The organism is Blautia sp. MSK20_18, assembly GCF_020553125.1.
Classification (GTDB): domain Bacteria; phylum Bacillota; class Clostridia; order Lachnospirales; family Lachnospiraceae; genus Blautia_A; species Blautia_A fusiformis.
Genome location: NZ_JAJCGR010000018.1, coordinates 61,474 through 78,542 on the forward strand (window position 1 = coordinate 61,474; position 17,069 = coordinate 78,542).

General features: G+C 42.5%; 16 protein-coding genes and 1 pseudogene. 5 read left to right on the forward strand and 12 right to left on the reverse strand.

What is annotated here, in order from left to right; translation table 11 throughout:
• Nucleotides 1-3: 3 nt before the first annotated feature.
• The 5 genes from LI091_RS11145 to LI091_RS11165 form a co-directional block, all read right to left on the reverse strand.
• Complete coding sequence (locus LI091_RS11145) at nucleotides 4-537, reverse strand: class I SAM-dependent methyltransferase (protein WP_110103577.1); 534 nt, start codon at nucleotides 535-537, stop codon at nucleotides 4-6.
• The gene (locus LI091_RS11150; protein ID WP_005427475.1) at nucleotides 538-759 is read right to left on the reverse strand and encodes a DVU_1557 family redox protein; all 222 of its coding nucleotides are present in this window, start codon (nucleotides 757-759) and stop codon (nucleotides 538-540) included.
• Nucleotides 759-3,053 carry a pyridine nucleotide-disulfide oxidoreductase/dicluster-binding protein gene (locus LI091_RS11155; protein ID WP_118609145.1) on the reverse strand — a complete coding sequence of 765 codons (2,295 nt, stop codon included), beginning with the start codon at nucleotides 3,051-3,053 and terminating at the stop codon, nucleotides 759-761. Before LI091_RS11155 ends, LI091_RS11150 begins: the two co-directional genes overlap by 1 nt.
• A 101-nt stretch (nucleotides 3,054-3,154) precedes the next feature.
• A complete protein-coding gene (locus LI091_RS11160) occupies nucleotides 3,155-5,917 on the reverse strand; it encodes a molybdopterin-dependent aldehyde oxidoreductase (RefSeq protein WP_015526496.1) in 2,763 nt (920 codons plus the stop codon).
• A gap of 36 nt (nucleotides 5,918-5,953) precedes the next feature.
• Nucleotides 5,954-6,214 (reverse strand): hypothetical protein, encoded by a 261-nt coding sequence (locus tag LI091_RS11165; protein WP_092071079.1) that lies wholly within the window; start codon nucleotides 6,212-6,214, stop codon nucleotides 5,954-5,956.
• 209 nt (nucleotides 6,215-6,423) lie between these two features.
• On the opposite strand from LI091_RS11165, the gene LI091_RS11170 reads away from it, so the two are divergent.
• The 4 genes from LI091_RS11170 to LI091_RS11185 are packed head-to-tail and all read left to right on the forward strand — an operon-like array spanning nucleotide 6,424 to nucleotide 10,339.
• The gene (locus tag LI091_RS11170; protein WP_021650129.1) at nucleotides 6,424-7,356 is read left to right on the forward strand and encodes an NTP transferase domain-containing protein; all 933 of its coding nucleotides are present in this window, start codon (nucleotides 6,424-6,426) and stop codon (nucleotides 7,354-7,356) included.
• Entirely contained in the window at nucleotides 7,349-8,422 is a 1,074-nt protein-coding gene (locus tag LI091_RS11175) for a histidine phosphatase family protein (RefSeq protein WP_092071082.1), read from the forward strand. The genes LI091_RS11170 and LI091_RS11175 overlap by 8 nt, the downstream gene beginning before the upstream one ends.
• A 31-nt stretch (nucleotides 8,423-8,453) precedes the next feature.
• On the forward strand, nucleotides 8,454-9,479 hold the full coding sequence (locus LI091_RS11180) for an XdhC family protein (RefSeq protein ID WP_118368763.1): 1,026 nt from the start codon (nucleotides 8,454-8,456) through the stop codon (nucleotides 9,477-9,479).
• Nucleotides 9,476-10,339 carry a TylF/MycF/NovP-related O-methyltransferase gene (locus LI091_RS11185; RefSeq protein ID WP_092071089.1) on the forward strand — a complete coding sequence of 288 codons (864 nt, stop codon included), beginning with the start codon at nucleotides 9,476-9,478 and terminating at the stop codon, nucleotides 10,337-10,339. The genes LI091_RS11180 and LI091_RS11185 overlap by 4 nt, the downstream gene beginning before the upstream one ends.
• 163 nt (nucleotides 10,340-10,502) lie before the next feature.
• Here LI091_RS11185 and mobA read toward each other — a convergent pair whose 3' ends face one another.
• The 5 genes and pseudogenes from mobA to LI091_RS11210 form a co-directional block, all read right to left on the reverse strand.
• A complete protein-coding gene (gene mobA / locus LI091_RS11190; RefSeq protein WP_118071549.1) occupies nucleotides 10,503-11,186 on the reverse strand; it encodes a molybdenum cofactor guanylyltransferase in 684 nt (227 codons plus the stop codon).
• Nucleotides 11,173-11,661 (reverse strand): MogA/MoaB family molybdenum cofactor biosynthesis protein, encoded by a 489-nt coding sequence (locus LI091_RS11195; protein WP_021976150.1) that lies wholly within the window; start codon nucleotides 11,659-11,661, stop codon nucleotides 11,173-11,175. The genes mobA and LI091_RS11195 overlap by 14 nt, the downstream gene beginning before the upstream one ends.
• A gap of 6 nt (nucleotides 11,662-11,667) precedes the next feature.
• Nucleotides 11,668-12,642: a GTP 3',8-cyclase MoaA gene (gene moaA / locus LI091_RS11200; protein WP_044960389.1), complete on the reverse strand. Its 975-nt coding sequence runs from the start codon at nucleotides 12,640-12,642 to the stop codon at nucleotides 11,668-11,670.
• Between the two features lies 1 nt (nucleotide 12,643).
• Nucleotides 12,644-13,129 (reverse strand): annotated as a pseudogene (gene moaC / locus LI091_RS11205) (cyclic pyranopterin monophosphate synthase MoaC).
• Nucleotides 13,119-13,574, reverse strand: a complete 456-nt coding sequence (locus LI091_RS11210) for an MOSC domain-containing protein (protein WP_015526506.1) — start codon at nucleotides 13,572-13,574, stop codon at nucleotides 13,119-13,121. Before LI091_RS11210 ends, moaC begins: the two are co-directional and overlap by 11 nt.
• 222 nt (nucleotides 13,575-13,796) lie before the next feature.
• On the opposite strand from LI091_RS11210, the gene fdhD reads away from it, so the two are divergent.
• The gene (fdhD, locus tag LI091_RS11215; RefSeq protein ID WP_237972467.1) at nucleotides 13,797-14,495 is read left to right on the forward strand and encodes a formate dehydrogenase accessory sulfurtransferase FdhD; all 699 of its coding nucleotides are present in this window, start codon (nucleotides 13,797-13,799) and stop codon (nucleotides 14,493-14,495) included.
• Between the two features lie 117 nt (nucleotides 14,496-14,612).
• Here the strand turns inward: fdhD and LI091_RS11220 are convergent, their stop codons facing one another.
• Both LI091_RS11220 and LI091_RS11225 read right to left on the reverse strand, forming a co-directional pair.
• Nucleotides 14,613-15,620: a molybdopterin molybdotransferase MoeA gene (locus LI091_RS11220; protein ID WP_173741773.1), complete on the reverse strand. Its 1,008-nt coding sequence runs from the start codon at nucleotides 15,618-15,620 to the stop codon at nucleotides 14,613-14,615.
• Between the two features lie 49 nt (nucleotides 15,621-15,669).
• On the reverse strand, nucleotides 15,670-16,695 hold the full coding sequence (locus LI091_RS11225; RefSeq protein ID WP_021650138.1) for a molybdopterin-binding protein: 1,026 nt from the start codon (nucleotides 16,693-16,695) through the stop codon (nucleotides 15,670-15,672).
• Nucleotides 16,696-17,069: the final 374 nt, after the last annotated feature.

Sequence of the window (17,069 nt, forward strand, 5' to 3'; positions counted from 1 at the left end):
GTGCTACTCCTTTCTGCCAACCAACATGGTATAGCGCAGCTTCTTTCCTTTATATTCTTTCTGCAGAAGCTTATACTCTTCGCAGCAGAACGAATCATTCCAGATTGCTTCCAGATAATATTCCCGCCAAAGTAACGTCTGATCCTCCTGCCGGAGAATGGTAAATCCTGTCTGTTCTGCCATTTTCAAAAGATTTCCGGTATCAAGATCTGACAATAAAAGAAAACCTCCCTTTTTCAAAACGCGCCAGCATTCAGATAGTGCATTTTTCTGATCTCTGCTGACAAAAAATGCACACTGGCTGATGCAAAGATCTATACTGTCTGATGAATACTGCAAATGCAGAAAATCGCCAATTTCCACATCACTGCCCCGTGGGAAAAGATCCACGCCATGTGCTTCCAGCCCAAATGATTTCAGGATTCGAACCGTGTCTCCTTCTCCTGCTCCAAGATCCAGTGCTTTCATTTCTTTTTTCCATTCTATGTTCTCCAGAAGATGAAGCGTCTGCGCTTCCCCTCCCGGATGCCTGTTCATCTATTTATCCTCCAGTGCACGCTCCACCGCGAGCACTTTTCCAAGTGCGAGTTCTTCCGGAACATACACAAACCCACACTTTGGACAGACAGGCATTTCCACAGGAAACCCATTTTCCAGATACATAAATTTTGCTTTTCCTTTTACAAGAGGAACCTTACATTTCATGCAGGTCAGCTTTCCTTCCGGATCAATCGTATAATATGTTCTTTCTACTGCCATTACTGTCCCACCCTTTTCATAATATTCATTCGATGACTGTATGCTCTGTGTACCAGATATCCGTCTTCTGTTTCCACAAACCGCACCCAGAATGTGACATTTCCCAGTCTGCTTCTTGTCACCAGTTCTTTTGTTTCTTCATCTAGGATTGCCTCCTGATTTTCTCTGTAATCTGATAACACACGTTCCACATCACTTTTCAGTATCATGCGCTCATCCATCATATGGATTGCCTCTTCTGTATAGGCAACGGTATAGTCTTTTTTCTCCATGATCGGTTCCTCATTCCAGATGTTTTTTAAAAGTGTTTGTTTCAATATGAGCCTGTTGTAGCGTTTCTCACTGATATCAGGCATATTGCTGGCATTTGCCCCATACAGAAGTTCAAGTATATGTCGGGATTCTCTTCCCTCTCTGGCAAATCGGTCTCTGCATGCCATGCAGTATGTAATATATGGTGCATCGGAACGTTCCAGACACTTTTCTGTCATTTTCGCTGCCATATCTTTATTGGCATATGCCGTCAGACCTCCATATCCACAACATGGAGACAAATCTCTGGAATATTCTGTATCTTCAACGGTACATCCCATATCCAACAAAAGTTCTCTTATAATATCCTGTGTCTGTGCATCCCCTCTGGCACCACAGGCATCATGTATGGCAACCGGTATCTCCAGTCCTTTTGCCTGCTGTGGAAGTCCGATTTCTTTCAAAATTTCCCAGATTCCTATAACATGCGCTCCAATACTTTCTTTTAGCTGCTTCATACAGGTTGGACAACCTGCTATGATGATCGGATCACCAAGCTTGGCTAGTTCCTGTTTCAGCTGCTCATTTACTTTTTCTGTCATTTCATAGCGGCCTGCCCATTCGCTGATTGCACCACAGCATCCTAGCATCAGAGCAACACCTCCATCTACCCGATTACTTAAATCTTCGTATGCCTGCATAACCACATCCGGCGCTATCGCACCTGCCTGACAGCCTGGGAAAAATACATATCTGCAAGTTTCATATCCCGGCTGGAGTCTGCTCAAAAAAGCCTCTGAATTTGAAAATAACATGTCCATCAGTGCAAATTCATGTGGCGCCAGCGGCATCTTATCTGTAGATACCATATTTTCTCTTGCTGACTTGCACACCTGACTCATATCAAATCCATTCGGACAGATCACCGTACACTGTCCACAGAGGGCACAGGCATTCATCGGTTTGTTCATCGGATGATCTCCCATGATAATCTGCGTATTATTATAGATCTCACGGGCTAATAAACCCGGATGTTTTTGATATTCACTTAAATACACACAGCCTTTCATGCATTCGTCACAATGACACTGAATACATCGTTTTGCTTCTTCTACAGCTTCTTCTTTTGAATACCCATCCTGACCACAGAAAATCTTATTCGATCCATGGATTCCTTCCATGTTCGTATAAAGCTTGGTAGTCACTGCTCCTTCACTGCCTCTGTTGCTGTGCGGCGATAAATTCTGTACCAGAAGATCCACTGTCAAAGCTGCCCGCTTTGCGGCAAAAGCCGCATCCATCACAGATTCCGCAGGTCCGCTGACAATCTTTGCCTGTTCTCTTAACATAATCTCGACATCTGCTGCTTCTTCCGGAGCTAACATTTTTGCCACTTCTTCTGATGCGCATACCACATCTGCCAGTTCCATTTTTTCTCTGATAAACGAAAGATTCAAACTGCATCCAAATTCAAAAGAAAGATCCATAGATTTCAGACGTTTCGCTTCATTGCTGCGGTCTGATTCCAAAAGATGTCCGGCTGCCGCTGCAATATAGCTTTCATAATCTTCTTCCTTACAATAAATTGTCGTAGGATACATTTTCTTTTCCAGTTCCCCTGCAAGAAACAGTGGAAATAATCCAGAACCAAAGATTGCTGCCCTTTTCTTCTTTCTCATGCGAAATACACTGCTTCGTCTTCCCGGTTCTCCATACCGGACAATCGCACGTTCTACTTCTCGTATGGAGACACCATCACCAAGTTCACAAAGCTTGCAATTATCTTCGCAAGGTGCCGTACATCCATCACAGAGAATCATTGGAAATGGTGTAATTTTCTCATAAATTGCCAACGCTTTCTTAAAATTTCCTTTTGCAGCATAATACAGCATCTCTTTTGTATCCATTTTGAAAGGACAGGCTGCAACACAGTAGGCCGGCTGTTCATGGACGCAGAGACTGATCATATGATCCATCTCTTCTTTTGACATTCGATTTACATGATAAACGTGAGTAGAACCTCTCTCCTGTATGTATGTCATAACCTGCTACTCCTTTCGTCTGTAAAGGGGAGGCAGTTTCCCGTCTCCCCTGATTATATCACAGTTGGCAGCTCTTACTCCAACCACATTATGAATTAAGCTTATTTCTCAAGTTCTTTTAATGCTGCAAGAACCCTTTCCGGACGGGCAGGGATACGTGTAATACGTGCACCTGTCGCATTAAAGATTGCATTCAGGATTGCAGGATGTGGAGCATCCAGTGGAGCCTCACCACAACCAGCCGCACCGTAAGGACCACTTGGACGATATGTTTCATTGAAGTGAAGTTCAATATCATCCGGAGCATCCTTTGGATATGGAATACCACAATTCTTCAAAGTGGTGTCATGGTTCAAATCTTCAAAATCTTCCGAAAGAGCAAGACCGATACCCTGTACAAGACCACCATAGAAATTACCTTCTACAAGAAGTCTGTTCATGATCGTACCTACGTCAGCTACGCAAGTAAATTTCTCAACGGTAACTTTACCTGTTTCTGTATTAACAGCAACTTCCGGCAGGAAGATAGTATACATATAAGTTGCAAATGGATCGCCCTGTGCGGTATCCTGATCGATCGGATGATCTGCACAGAATGTAGTTACCCAGTTACCTTCATATTTTGTTGCAAGCCCTTCTGCTACCATCTCATCATAAGTACGGAATGTTCCGTCTTCTTTCTTCATTGCTGCTACAAGATTTTCTGCAGCCAGACGACATGCATTACCTGACATAACCTGTGAGCGTGATCCTCCTGCAGGTCCTGCATTCGGACATGTCTTCGTATCATTCATAACCAGTTTAATCTGTTCCGGTCTGATTCCTGCCTGACGCAGTGTTTCATGAGATGATACAAGAACACCCATATCAGCCCCCTGTCCATGATCTTCCCATGCAGCATACATCGTAACGGTTCCATCCGGATTTAATTCTGCAAATGCATTTGATGTATCAACACCATCAAGACCACAACCGTATACTCCAAGAGATACACCGATACCATATTTCATCTTTCCGTCAGAAGCTGCATTCTTTTCGGCAACACGTTTTTTCGCCGCTTCATACAATGGACGTGCTTTCTTAAACAAATCTTCCTCACAATATACCTCCGGTGGATAACCTGTCGGGATGGTAGTGCCCTCTGATTCTTTATAGCAGTTCATTTCACGGATATCAAACGGATCGATTCCCATCTTAGCTGCCAGCACGTCAATTGCAATCTCAGATCCCATATAAGACTGTGGTGAACCATAAGCACGGAATGCGGAGCCCCATGCATGGTTTGTAAATACGGTTGTTGATTTATTACGAATAGAATTAATTCCATAACCTGCGCCTGTAAACTGAGAAAGTCTCATGGTAAGCAGATCGCCAAATTCTGAATATGGACCGTGATCTACATAGTTGTTACCCCAAAGTGCTAAGAGTTTACCATTTTCATCTGCTGCAAGCTTAATATTCATAAATGCAGGAGATCTCTTTCCTGTATAAGTAATGTTCTGGAACTGATTAAATACCAGCGATACCGGACGTTCCAGAATCTTAACAGCTGCACCAATCAGAGCCTCATTTGTCGGTGAGAACTTGTAACCAAATGTTCCGCCTGCATGGTTCTGAACAAGTCTTAAGTTTTCCATTGGTACACCGATACCATCTGCGATCATAGGCATATGAAGATGTATACCGATAGATTTGGAATGCACTGTTATCATACCGTCTTCATCAATATATCCATAACCACAGTCCGGCTCAAGGTGAAGATGAGGCTGGCGTGAACAGTAGGACTCGATCTCAACCTGCTGTGAATCCGGAATGCTGTCCCAGTCAAAGTCCGGTCCCTTGATACAGTTTGTCTCAAAAAATGCGTTTGGAGTACCAGGATGGATCTCTGCTGCATCCGGTGCGATTGCATCCATTGCGTTCATATATGCAGGAAGTTCTTCGATCTCCACCTTAACTGCATCTGCTGCTGCACGTGCATGCTCTTCTGTGTCGGCAGCTACGATCGCAATCGCATCACCAAACTGAAAGATCTTTTCGTCGCAGAGTACAGGACGCTCAAATCCGTCTGTCTTATTGTGTTTCGGAAGCATTACAAGACCATTGATCTTGTTGGTTCCGCCTGCTGCCTTAATGTCCTTCGCTGTAATAACACGAACAACTCCCGGCATACTCTCTGCTTCTGTTGTATCGATACTGAGAATATTTGCGTGAGAAACCTTGGCCTGTGTAAGTGCAAGACGAAGAGTTCCCTCCGGCATCTTTAATGCATCATCTGCACCGAAATCCCAGGTACCTGTTACCTTCTGTGCTGCTGATGGACGGATATAGTTTGTACCGACGATAGAATCACCTGTCTGCTTGAATACGAGGTCTTCTTTAGTCATCTCGCCACGCATAACTGCTGCTGCCGCCATGGTCGCATCGATAAGCGGCTTGTAACCTGTACAACGACAGAGATTACGCTGCTTGTTAAACCAGTCCCTCACTTCTTCACGGGTAGGGCTCGGATTATTATCGAGAAGAACCTTTGCTGAAATAATAAAACCTGGTGAACAGAAACCACACTGTGCACATCCATATGCCATCCATGCAACCTGTATCGGATGCATATCAGAAATTGTTCCCACACCCTCGATTGTTGTGATCTCTGCATTGTCCGGAACACGGCTCATCTTGTAAATACAGGATCTTGTAACTTTTCCGTTCATAATAACATTACATGCTCCGCAATGACCTTCTCCACAACCGATCTTACATCCTGTAAGAAGAAGATGCTCACGAAGTACCTGAGCCAGTGTCTCATCCTTATCAAGAATAAGGATTCGCTCCACACCATTGATCTTCAATGTCTTTTTAATCATGTTTCATTCCTCCTTTAAAAAATACACGTTCCGATGTTACAAATCTTCTGACTTATGTGTTCCGCATGGATCATGATCGACTCCCTTACCCGTCAGATCTTTAAGTCTTTCCATTCCTCTGACAGAATAGAAAACAATGGAAGAGCTGCTTCCGTCCAGATTCTCACCGCTGAGTTTTAAAACATTCGCATTCTCATAATAATCAATCGGAAGTGTCCGACTGTATTGCTCTCCTGTGCGCTCATCTTTTACCTGTATCGTAACTTCTTTTGCGGTAATTTCAAAAATCTTATCCATGGAAACGTTCTCCTGTTTACATTATTTTGTATAATTTCATGTTATCATAATTTTGTACAGTTTTACAAATTGTAAATAATTATTAGTTGGCTATTTTCGTCCTTTTTTATATTGTTTTTATTACTTTATTTAAAAATTTTACTATTTATCCTCACTTTTCATGCTATAATAATATCAAATTTGTACAATGTTATTTTTAGGAGGTATCTATGATGCAGACAGGTGCTCTCATCGTAGCTGCAGGGAAATCGTCACGAATGGGAGACTTCAAGCCCATGCTTCAGCTTGGATCCATTTCCATCGCGCAGCGTGTGATTAATAACTTCCGGCAGGCCGGAATCTCTAAAATAGTGGTGGTAACCGGATATAATGCGGATGCTCTGGAACGCCACCTTGCTTCCAATCATGTTATTTTTCTTCGAAATGAGGACTATGAAACTACTCATATGTTTGATTCTGTCAGGATTGGACTGGAATATTTAAAAGACAAAGTGGATACGGTACTCTTTACACCTGTAGATGTTCCACTATTCACAGCACATACCGTTACACAAATGCTTTCTCTTGGACAGCCTCTTGTCACTCCGGTCTGTAACGGAACTCCAGGTCATCCGATCCTGATTCGTTCCTCATTAATTGAGTCCATTTTAAGCAATGATGGAAACACTGGTCTGAAGGGTGCTGTAGAACATTGTGGAACTCCCATGTATTGTTTAAATGTAGAAGATCCTGGAATCATTCATGATGCGGATACACCAGAGGATTATGTAGAACTTCTTCGTGCACACAATCAAAGTCTGATCCGTTCAGAGATTCAGATTCAGCTGGCACGGGAAAAGGTCTTCTTTGATGAACAGCTTTATTCGCTGCTTACACTGATTCATGAAACAGGATCTGTTCGTGATGCCTGCGAACGCATGCACATTTCCTACTCCACCAGCTGGAATCTGATCCATACATTAGAATCTCAGCTTCATGAACCGCTGATTATTCGAAGTCAGGGCGGTGTAAAGGGCAGTCACAGTGAGCTGACACCATACGGAGAAGAATTTTTGAAGCGATATGCCCGTTTTTCAGAGGAAACACGTACCTGTTCCGAAGCAATATTTGAAAAGTGTTTCAGAGGATTTTTCAATGCGTAATCTTTATCTTATTCGACACGGAAAACCACAATATCCAGATGAACATTCTTACTGTATCGGTCAGACTGATTTTTCTTTATCTATGCTTGGACATCTGCAGTCAGTCCTTCTTCACGGAGAACTGGATGATAAAATAACTGCTGTTTACTGCAGTCCTTTGTCAAGAGCTATGGAAACGGCTGCACATATCACACCTGATCTTCCACATATCACTATCTCAGATTTAACAGAACGAAATCTGGGAGAATGGGATGGTCTTTCATTTGATGAGATACGCAAAAGATGGCCGGACATATATGAAGCACGTGGAATGAATCCTGATTACCCGATTCCAGGAGCAGAAACTCCTTTCGCATCTGGCATGCGTTTTTCGCAGGCAATTTATGAGATTCTTCGTTCTTCTGAGGGTGATATTGCGATTGTTGCTCATACAGATGTAATTTCTTCTTATCTGTATTTTCTTGATTCAAAACAGCATGCCAGACAGTATTTTCGTCTTCCATGTGGTTCCTATTATCATCTGAACGCAGACGATAACGATCATGTTACCTTATCTGATTCGACTTACCTGCTGCCTCATCCTGACTTGCATGACGAACTATGCCGGATGCTTCGCGATTCGGTGTCTCTTCCTCATCATGTACAGGCGCACAGTGATGCAGTGACTGAATTGGCTTGCCATTTCTGCGATCTGCTGGAATCTCATGGTTACTTTTTTAATAAAAAACTGATTCGCTCCGGAGCACTCCTTCATGATATTGCCAGACTTCAAAAACATCACACCAAAACAGGTGGTGATCTTTTCTTACAATTAGGCTATACTGAAATCAGTCAGATTATTTCACAACATCATGGTTTGCAGAAGACAATTCTGAATGAAGCGGCTATCGTCTTTTTATCAGATAAACTGATTCAGGAAACCGAACGTGTAACCATCGAAAAACGATTTGCGGAAAGTCTGTGTAAATGTAACAGTCCCGAAGCTTTGAAATCTCATGAACGACAGCTTAAACAGGCTCTTGATCTGCAAAATATGATACAGACCATCTGTCACATGACGATATGACTTATAGAAAATTACAGGAGGTGTTTTATATATGAGAACTTTATTTCAGATCATACAACAAGAATTTCAAAAAGAAAACGACCTTGTGCTTGCATCCATCGTTGCTTCCTCAGGATCGACGCCAAGAGGTGCCGGTTCCCGTATGTTGGTTGGAAAAAAAGGCCGAGTTGCCGGAACCATAGGCGGAGGTTCTGTCGAATATCGTGCAGAGCTTATGGCGCTTGATATTCTTGAAAAGAAAGAATCCTGTGAACATGAATTCCGGTTGAATCGCAAAGATGTTGAAAATATCGGTATGATTTGTGGTGGTGATGTTACCGTATTTTTCCAGTATCTGGACCATAATGACCCTATTATTATGGAACTTGCAGTAACTGCTGAAACATTATATAAAGAACGAAAAGATTTCTGGCTGATCTGTGATCTTCATGCTACATCCGGTATGAGTCTTTACAGTGCATCCTATGGATTGACTGGAAATGTTGATGTTCCTTCTTCCATCTTATCTTCCTTATCTGCAAGACCATGCCGTCATCGCATTGAAACCTGTGACCTATTTACAGAACAAATCGGTACATCCGGAACTGTCTATGTATTTGGAGGCGGGCATGTTTCACAAAAGCTGGTACCAATACTTGCAAGTGTTGACTTTCACTGCATCGTTCTGGATGACCGTCCGGAATTTACAGATCCTGCTCTTTTCCCGGATGCAGCAGAGACAATCCTTTGCGATTTTGATCATCTGGATCAGAGCATTTCTATCACAGATGCTGATTATTGCTGTGTCATGACACGAGGTCATGCCTATGATACGATTGTGCAGGCACAACTTCTTGCCACACCTGCATGCTATATCGGCGTCATTGGAAGTCTCGCCAAAAGAGCTGGTGTATTTCATCGTCTCGTAGAAGAGTATGGAATCGATGAGCGAGAATTAGACCGTATTATCACGCCTGTGGGACTTAATATTAAAGCAGAAACACCTGCTGAAATCGCAATATCTATCACGGGACAAATGATTCAGGTTCGAGCTGAAAGAAAGGCTGCTATGAAATGATGACAAAACATGTCTACAAAACTATTATATTCGGTGCCGGACAGATTGGGCAGATGACTGCCCGACTTCTTGGAAATTCCTATCAGATCATGTGCTTTGCCGATAATGATCCGCGCAAACATGGACAATTTATTGGTAATATCCCAATCTGTTCTCCATCAAAGGCCGCTGCTCTTCTTCCTGATCTGATTATTCTTGGTGTATTGGATGAAGAGCGGCGTGGTTCTATGATGCAGCAGATGGAGCACTTAGGCTATCACGGTTCATTTTGTGATCCTTCTGCACTTCGCATGTTTGATGCACGGGTTGCGGTTATGCGCCTTTTAGCCGAACAAATACATCAACAAAATATCCCTGGAGATGTGGCAGAACTTGGTGTTTTCCAGGGTGATTTTTCTTGCCTGATCAGTACGGCCTTTCCGGATCGAAAAATACATCTTTTTGATACTTTTGAAGGCTTTTCAGAAAAAGATATTGCCGTAGAAACCTCCAGGCATCTGTCTCGCGCTAAAACAGGTGACTTTTCTTCTACAGATGTAGACTCTGTTCTTCGCATCATGCCTGATCCATCACATGTGATCATCCATAAAGGATGGTTTCCGGATACTTTTTCCGATATTACCGATGAAACTTTCTGTTTCGTATCATTAGATGCAGATCTCTATGCTCCAACTGCTGCTGCATTACCTCTATTTTATGAACGTCTGTCTATCGGCGGAGTTCTCCTGATCCATGACGTATACAGTACCCAGTTTTCCGGATGTAACAAAGCTGTAGACGAATTCTGTCTGAAACACCACCTGTTTGCAGATCCTGTATGCGATCTGCATGGAAGTGCTATTATCCGAAAAATCATTTAAAACCTAATTGGAAGCCTTTCATAATCCTATACGCCTTCTGTATTATGCTATTTTACGAGATACCCTTCAGTCTTTAAATATGTATCAGAATCGTTAATATTCTGAAAATATCCCTCATTGGATTTCCGTATAACAAACAAAAATTCCTACAGTATTTAAAAATCTATAGTTTAACGGATTCCTTTGTGAAAATATCAGCAATTTCGCATTCCGTGCAGACTTTCTTATAGATTTCCGGATCATTGATATTCTGAAAATAGTTTTCCGGTGCACTGGTATGGTATAGGGAATATCCCACTGTATTTAAAAAACGATACACCGATGATCTTCCTGATTCCAGAAAATCTGTGATCTCTTTATAAAGTCTGGCATCATATACCGCTATCAGCGATTCTTCTTTTCCATTATGACACAGCATAGTCACCGGTTGGTCGGCTTTTTCCATTGCGAACTTCAACAGATTTTGAAGTTCTTCCACAGGTACCAGCGGCGTATCTACCCCCAGCACCAGGCATTTTTCTGTCTTTGCCCTTCGAAAACAGCTCTCCAGACCGCCAAGTGGACCCTGACCGGAAATTCGATCCGGCACAATCTCTTCCCCACACTGTGTTCCACGATATCCAGAAATTAAGATCTGTTTTGCTCCCAACTGACATCCTTTTCCGATCTGTATCTCCAAAAATGTCTGTCCATCTAAAAGCAGATCTGACTTCTCCCTTCCCATATGGCTGCTGGCACCACCTGCCAGGACTACCAGCGTAAAATCTGATGGCAATTGCTGTTCTGCCAACTGACCGTTTTCTAATTCAGATATATCAGTCTGCATTTTCCGATTATTTTCTGGCACAGTTCGTTGCCTCCCCGGTCAGGATCTGTAATCCATGTTCCAGCGCTGGAATAATATATTCCAGACTTTCTCTGACTGCTTTCGGGCTTCCCGGCAGATTCACGATCAGTGTTCCTTTTCGAATACCTGCTGCTGCACGACTGAGCATAGCTCTTGGTGTAATCGTCATACTATATGCTCTCATTGCTTCCGGAATCCCCGGCACTTCACGTTCTATAATATCCTTTGTTGCCTCCGGCATACAGTCTCTCGGCGAAAATCCGGTTCCACCCGTAGTTACAATCAGCTCTGCTATTCCCTCATCTGCTATACGAGCCATCTCATCTGCCAGCATCTTTCTGTCATCCGGCAAAAGAATGGTATGCACCACTTCGTAATCGTTCGCTTCCAAAATTTCCTGGATTACCGAACCACTTTTATCTTCTCTCTCTCCTGCATATCCGGAATCACTGGATGTGATAATCGCAGCTTTCATAATTCCTTATCCTCCTATCTGGGACATTAATTTACATTCATCTGTCTCAATCTCTTCCGATGTAAAATGATGACTGACCGGTTTTTCCCATATTACTTTCTGTATTGCCTCTGTCAGTTCATCATCTGTGCATCCTGAACGCATCAAATTCTTCAAATCCGTTCCAGTCTGATATTGCAGACAGGCTTTTAAAAATCCTTCTGCTGTCATACGCACACGATTACACTGGTCGCAAAACTTATGCGTCATCGCACTGATAAATCCTATTTTACCCTGAAATTCTTCTATTTTATAATAATGACACGGTCCATTCCCATATCGTTCTTTTATTGGAGTCATTCTTCCATATGCTTTCTCTAATATTTCGCATATTTCACTTTCTCCCCGAAACTGAAAATCCTTTCCATATCCAATCGGCATCATTTCAATGAAACGAACATGAATCGGATATTGCTTTGCAAGTCTCGCTATCGATACCAGATTTTCCTGCTCTTCCACTACCGGCACACAATTAATCTTCAATCCAATCTGCGGATACTGTAATGCCGCCTGGATTCCCTCCAGCACCCGATCCAGACTTTCTCTCCTGGTTACCTTTGCAAACTCTGCTGCATTTAAAGTATCCAGACTGATATTTATATCATCAAGCCCCGCTTCTGCCAGATCTGCTATCTGTTCTTCGAGCAATACACCATTGGTCGTTAATGTCACTTTTTCGATGCCAGGAAGTTCTTTTAACATTCGAACCAGTGTGGCACAATTCTTTCTAATTAACGGTTCTCCTCCGGTCAGTTTGATCTTACGTATACCTAAACCAGTCATACATCTGCTGATTCTGGTAATCTCATCATAAGTCAGAATTTCTTCATGCGGGATCTGCACAACTCCATTTTCCGGCATACAATAGACGCACCTGAGATTACATCGATCTGTAATGGATATCCGCAGATAGTCAATCTCTCTTCCAAATCTATCCTTCATACTATTCTTTCGGGTTTCGATATAACCCGCTTTTTCCTCCGCTTTTTTCTACCAGATGAATGTCCGTCAGCTCCATGGACTTGTCAATTGCCTTACACATGTCATAAATTGTCAAAAGTGCCACATTCACACCAGTAAGCGCCTCCATCTCCACACCGGTCTGACCTTCCATTTTGGCTGTACAGATTGCCGTAATTTCAAGATTTTCTTCATCCAGTTCAAAATCTACCGAACACTTCTAAATCATCAGCGGATGACACATCGGAATCAGATGAGATGTCTGTTTTACCGCCATAATGCCAGCCACTCTTGCTATTCCAAGTACATCTCCTTTTTTCACAGTCCCCTGTTTCACTGCATCCATCACAGCCTGACAGACACAAATCTTGCCTTTTGCTACTGCTGTTCTGGATGTCGGTATCTTTCCGGACACATCCACCATAACAGCGTTACCCTTCTGATCAAAATGATTCAGCTTATTCTCCATCTGCCTCACCTGCTGCCTTCTCTATCACAATTTCATCGCCTTCTGTCAATACGCCACCATGAAGTACTCTGGTAAAGATACCTTCTCTTGGCATAATACAGTCACCCATAATTTTATAAATCTCACATCCACTATGACATTTTTTCCCGATCTGTGTCACTTCTAATAATACCTCTCCGCTGCGAAGTCTGGTGCCAACCGGCAATGCCTTCAGATCGTATCCACTTACAATCAGGTTTTCTCCAAATGCTCCGTCTTCGATCGGTGCTCCCTTTGCCTTGAATTCTTCTATTTTTTCATAAGAAAGAAGACTCACCTGGCGATGCCACTTGCCAGCATGGGCGTCCTTCTCGATTCCAAATTCTTCCATCAGTCTGGCACTATGTACATTCTTTTTCTGTGTACCTTTCTTCTCACTGATATTTACCGCCATAATCTTTCCCATTTTATTTCCTCCTTCATCCCTCAATTCACTCTTTCGAAATAAAGAGATGTCCGTTATACTAGATCTAGTATAACACATAGTAAACATGATAAAAGAATTGTTTTTTCAATTGGAGAAATTATGTATATTAACGAACAATAACAAAATCTGTCTCTGCTAGAGACAAAAACATATCAATATATCGGAAGAAATGGAGAATCCCGTACGGAACAAGAAGAAGTATTGAACGAACATATGATGGATGTCTATATAAATGATCATCTGACTATGAAACTTGTTTGCCTGCCCCAGCATCTGACTGAACTGGTTCTTGGAAGATTGCTGACAGAACAAATCATCACGTCTTCCGAAGATGTAGATCATATCTATATCTGTGAATATGGAAAACGTGCAAAAGTCTATTTAAAAAATTCGGCACGCAACACACAATCCTCATCGGATGCCTTTGTAGAAGTAACTCCTACCTGCTGTACCGGCAATCATATTTTAAATGATTACTTTGTTACATCCAAAGAGCCGCAGTCACTTACACCGATTTTCTGGAAACCAGAATGGATCTTTCATATGGCGGATGCCTTTGCGGATGGTTCTCCTCTCCATGGCATTACCTTTGCCACACATAGCTGCATTCTCGCTCAAAAAGATCACATTCTGTTTTCCTGCGAAGATATCGGACGGCACAATGCTTTGGATAAAGTGATCGGCTACGCTCTGCGGCACAATATTGACCTGCATCAATGTATGGTATATTCCAGCGGCAGAATACCAACTGATATGACTTTAAAGGTCATCCATGCAGGGATTCCAATTCTCTCCAGCAAGGCTTCTCCTACTTCTGAAGCAATTGATCTTGCAAAAAAATATCACCTGACCCTGATCTGTGCAGCCAGAAGGGATCGAATGAAAGTATTTACGAAATAATGTTTGACAACCGCATATTAAACCACCGGAACTGGATATTGAAAGCTTTTTCGCATTTTTCACGAAAGAATCACCGTATCATAGATTACCTCAACCTTGATACGGTGATTCTTTCATTTATTTTAATAACATCACATCTTTTTCATCTATCCCAATCCATATCTTATTTCCAGAAATATGCTTTTGGTACTGCTGCCATTGTTCTTTCGTCACATCTACGCGAATCCTGGCTTCTTCTTTCGTAGATACGATCAAGATATACGAAAACACGTCCTCAATCACTCTTTCCACTTTACATGGAAATACGTTTTTCGTTGTGCCATCTGCTTCCGGTAGTACCGGATGTATAAAGTGACTTCGCACTCCTACACTGCTGGCGTCTTCTTTTCCTGTGGTATCACACTGCAATGTAATTCCCCAGTCCAGAGCCATGACTTCGCCTGCTGCTGTCATAGCCTGCGGGCGATCCTCTATGGCTGCCACTTCCACCAGTTCTGCACCAAATTCTTTCATGCGAGCCGCCAGAAGTCCCTGATTACAATCATAAATCTTCCCCGGAATCAATCTTTTTCCGGGTGCCATTACTTCATCTCCGGTAGTCAGAACAGCTGCTCTTACCCGACGATAAACCTTCACTTTTATGACTCCCATACTGGCCAGTATACCTGCTTCAATAAATCCGATTTTGTCACCCTTTTTCAAAAGAACCGTTCTATTTTTAAAATTCTCTCCCTGATAACAGTAATTCTGCCACTGTCCGGTCGGACGGAAGATTCTGACAGTCTCTTCTCCATAATCTGTATCCTCCTGACGGACACAGCAGTCACAGCCTTTCGGAATAGCTGCGCCTGTCATAATCCGAACCGCCTGCCCCTTTTCCACTGTGACTCTGGAATACTGCCCCGCATCAATCTCTTCCAATACCGTCAACTGTACCGGATGACTTTCTGATGCATCCGTTATATCCTCCGCTTTGCAGGCATAACCATCCACAGGTGATCTGTCAAACGGCGGGTTATCAAATCCTGCAATCATATCCTTTGCCAACACTCTTCCACATGCCTGCAAAAGTGGTACAGTTTCCGTTTCCTCTATTACTTTTGTATGTTCCAGCAGTGCTTCCAGTGCCTACTCTACCGTAAGCTTTTCCATGCTTATTCCTCCTGTCCTGCTCTTATACGCCCTTTCCAAAGCTGCAGTTCGGATAATGACATTCTTTGCAGCCAAGACAGAATCCGCCATTTCCCATATGTGCCAGATCTTTTTTTGTCACTTCTATACCTGCGATAATACGTGGCAGAACAAGATCAAATACGGTGGCTTTTGCATACATCACACATCCCGGCAGTCCCATTACCGGTGTGCCATCTTCCAGATAGGATAACAGGAACATCGCTCCCGGAAGTACCGGAGCACCATAAGATACGATTCTCGCTCCTGTATTTTTGATCGCGCCCGGTGTCTTATCATCTGGATCCACGCTCATACCACCGGTACAGACAATCAGATCTGCCCCTTCTTCTTTTAATTTCATAATAGCGGCAGTGATTTTTTCCATATCATCATTGCACAGAATATGTCCGTGAATTTCAGCACCGTAAGATTTCATTTTTTCGATGATTACCGGTGTGAAAGTATCCTTAATTCTTCCATAAAATACTTCATTTCCGGTGGTTACAATTCCTACCTTCCGTTTCTTATAAGGTGCCAGCGATACCAGCGGTTTTTCTCCTGCTGTTTTTTTCACCAAATCCATTTTTTCTTTTGCAATCACCAGCGGAATCACACGGGTTCCTAAAAGACGGTCACCTTTTTTTACCGGGAAATTTGTATGACGGGTGGCAATCATAATCTCATCGATCTCATTAATAGCATCCAGCCTCGGCACATCCACCTGAAATACTCCGTCACAATCTGCAATCAACTCAATTTTTCCTTCTTTTACATCCGTTGGATGCATATTCTCATTGATGCACACATCACACAGAATCTGCGCTGCTTCATTTTCATGCAAAGTATTTTCATCCTTCTCCCACACATAAAGATGGTCTTTTCCCAGAGATAGCAAAACCGGAATATCTTCTTCCTGTACAATATGTCCTTTACGAAAGGCTGTATCTTTTACCACATCCTTCACAATTCTGGTAATATCATGGCACAGTACATGTCCTACCGCGTCCGTTGTTTTAATACACTTCATGACGTTCCCCTTTTACTTTCTGTCCAGAAAAGTTATAAATTTATATGGAGTAATTGTAACATATTGCCAAGAAAAACACAACTTTCATAAACACGGGAGTTTGACACATTGAAATCCGAAAAAATACCGCAAAGCCTTGAACACGGGATGTAATTATTCTTCTACAGCGAATAAATATGGTTGCTCCTACGGACAAGTTTATGCATAGGTTAGAAAATATAAAGATAAAGGAATCGAAGGATTATATGATCGACGAGGTAAGAACAAAGCGATTTCTCAATTATCAGATATTGAGAAGTTGAAAGCTGAAAACCGACTAGTGAACTACTCGGCAACTGAGTTACCAGAGCATCTGAATTAAGGCGGGATACCGC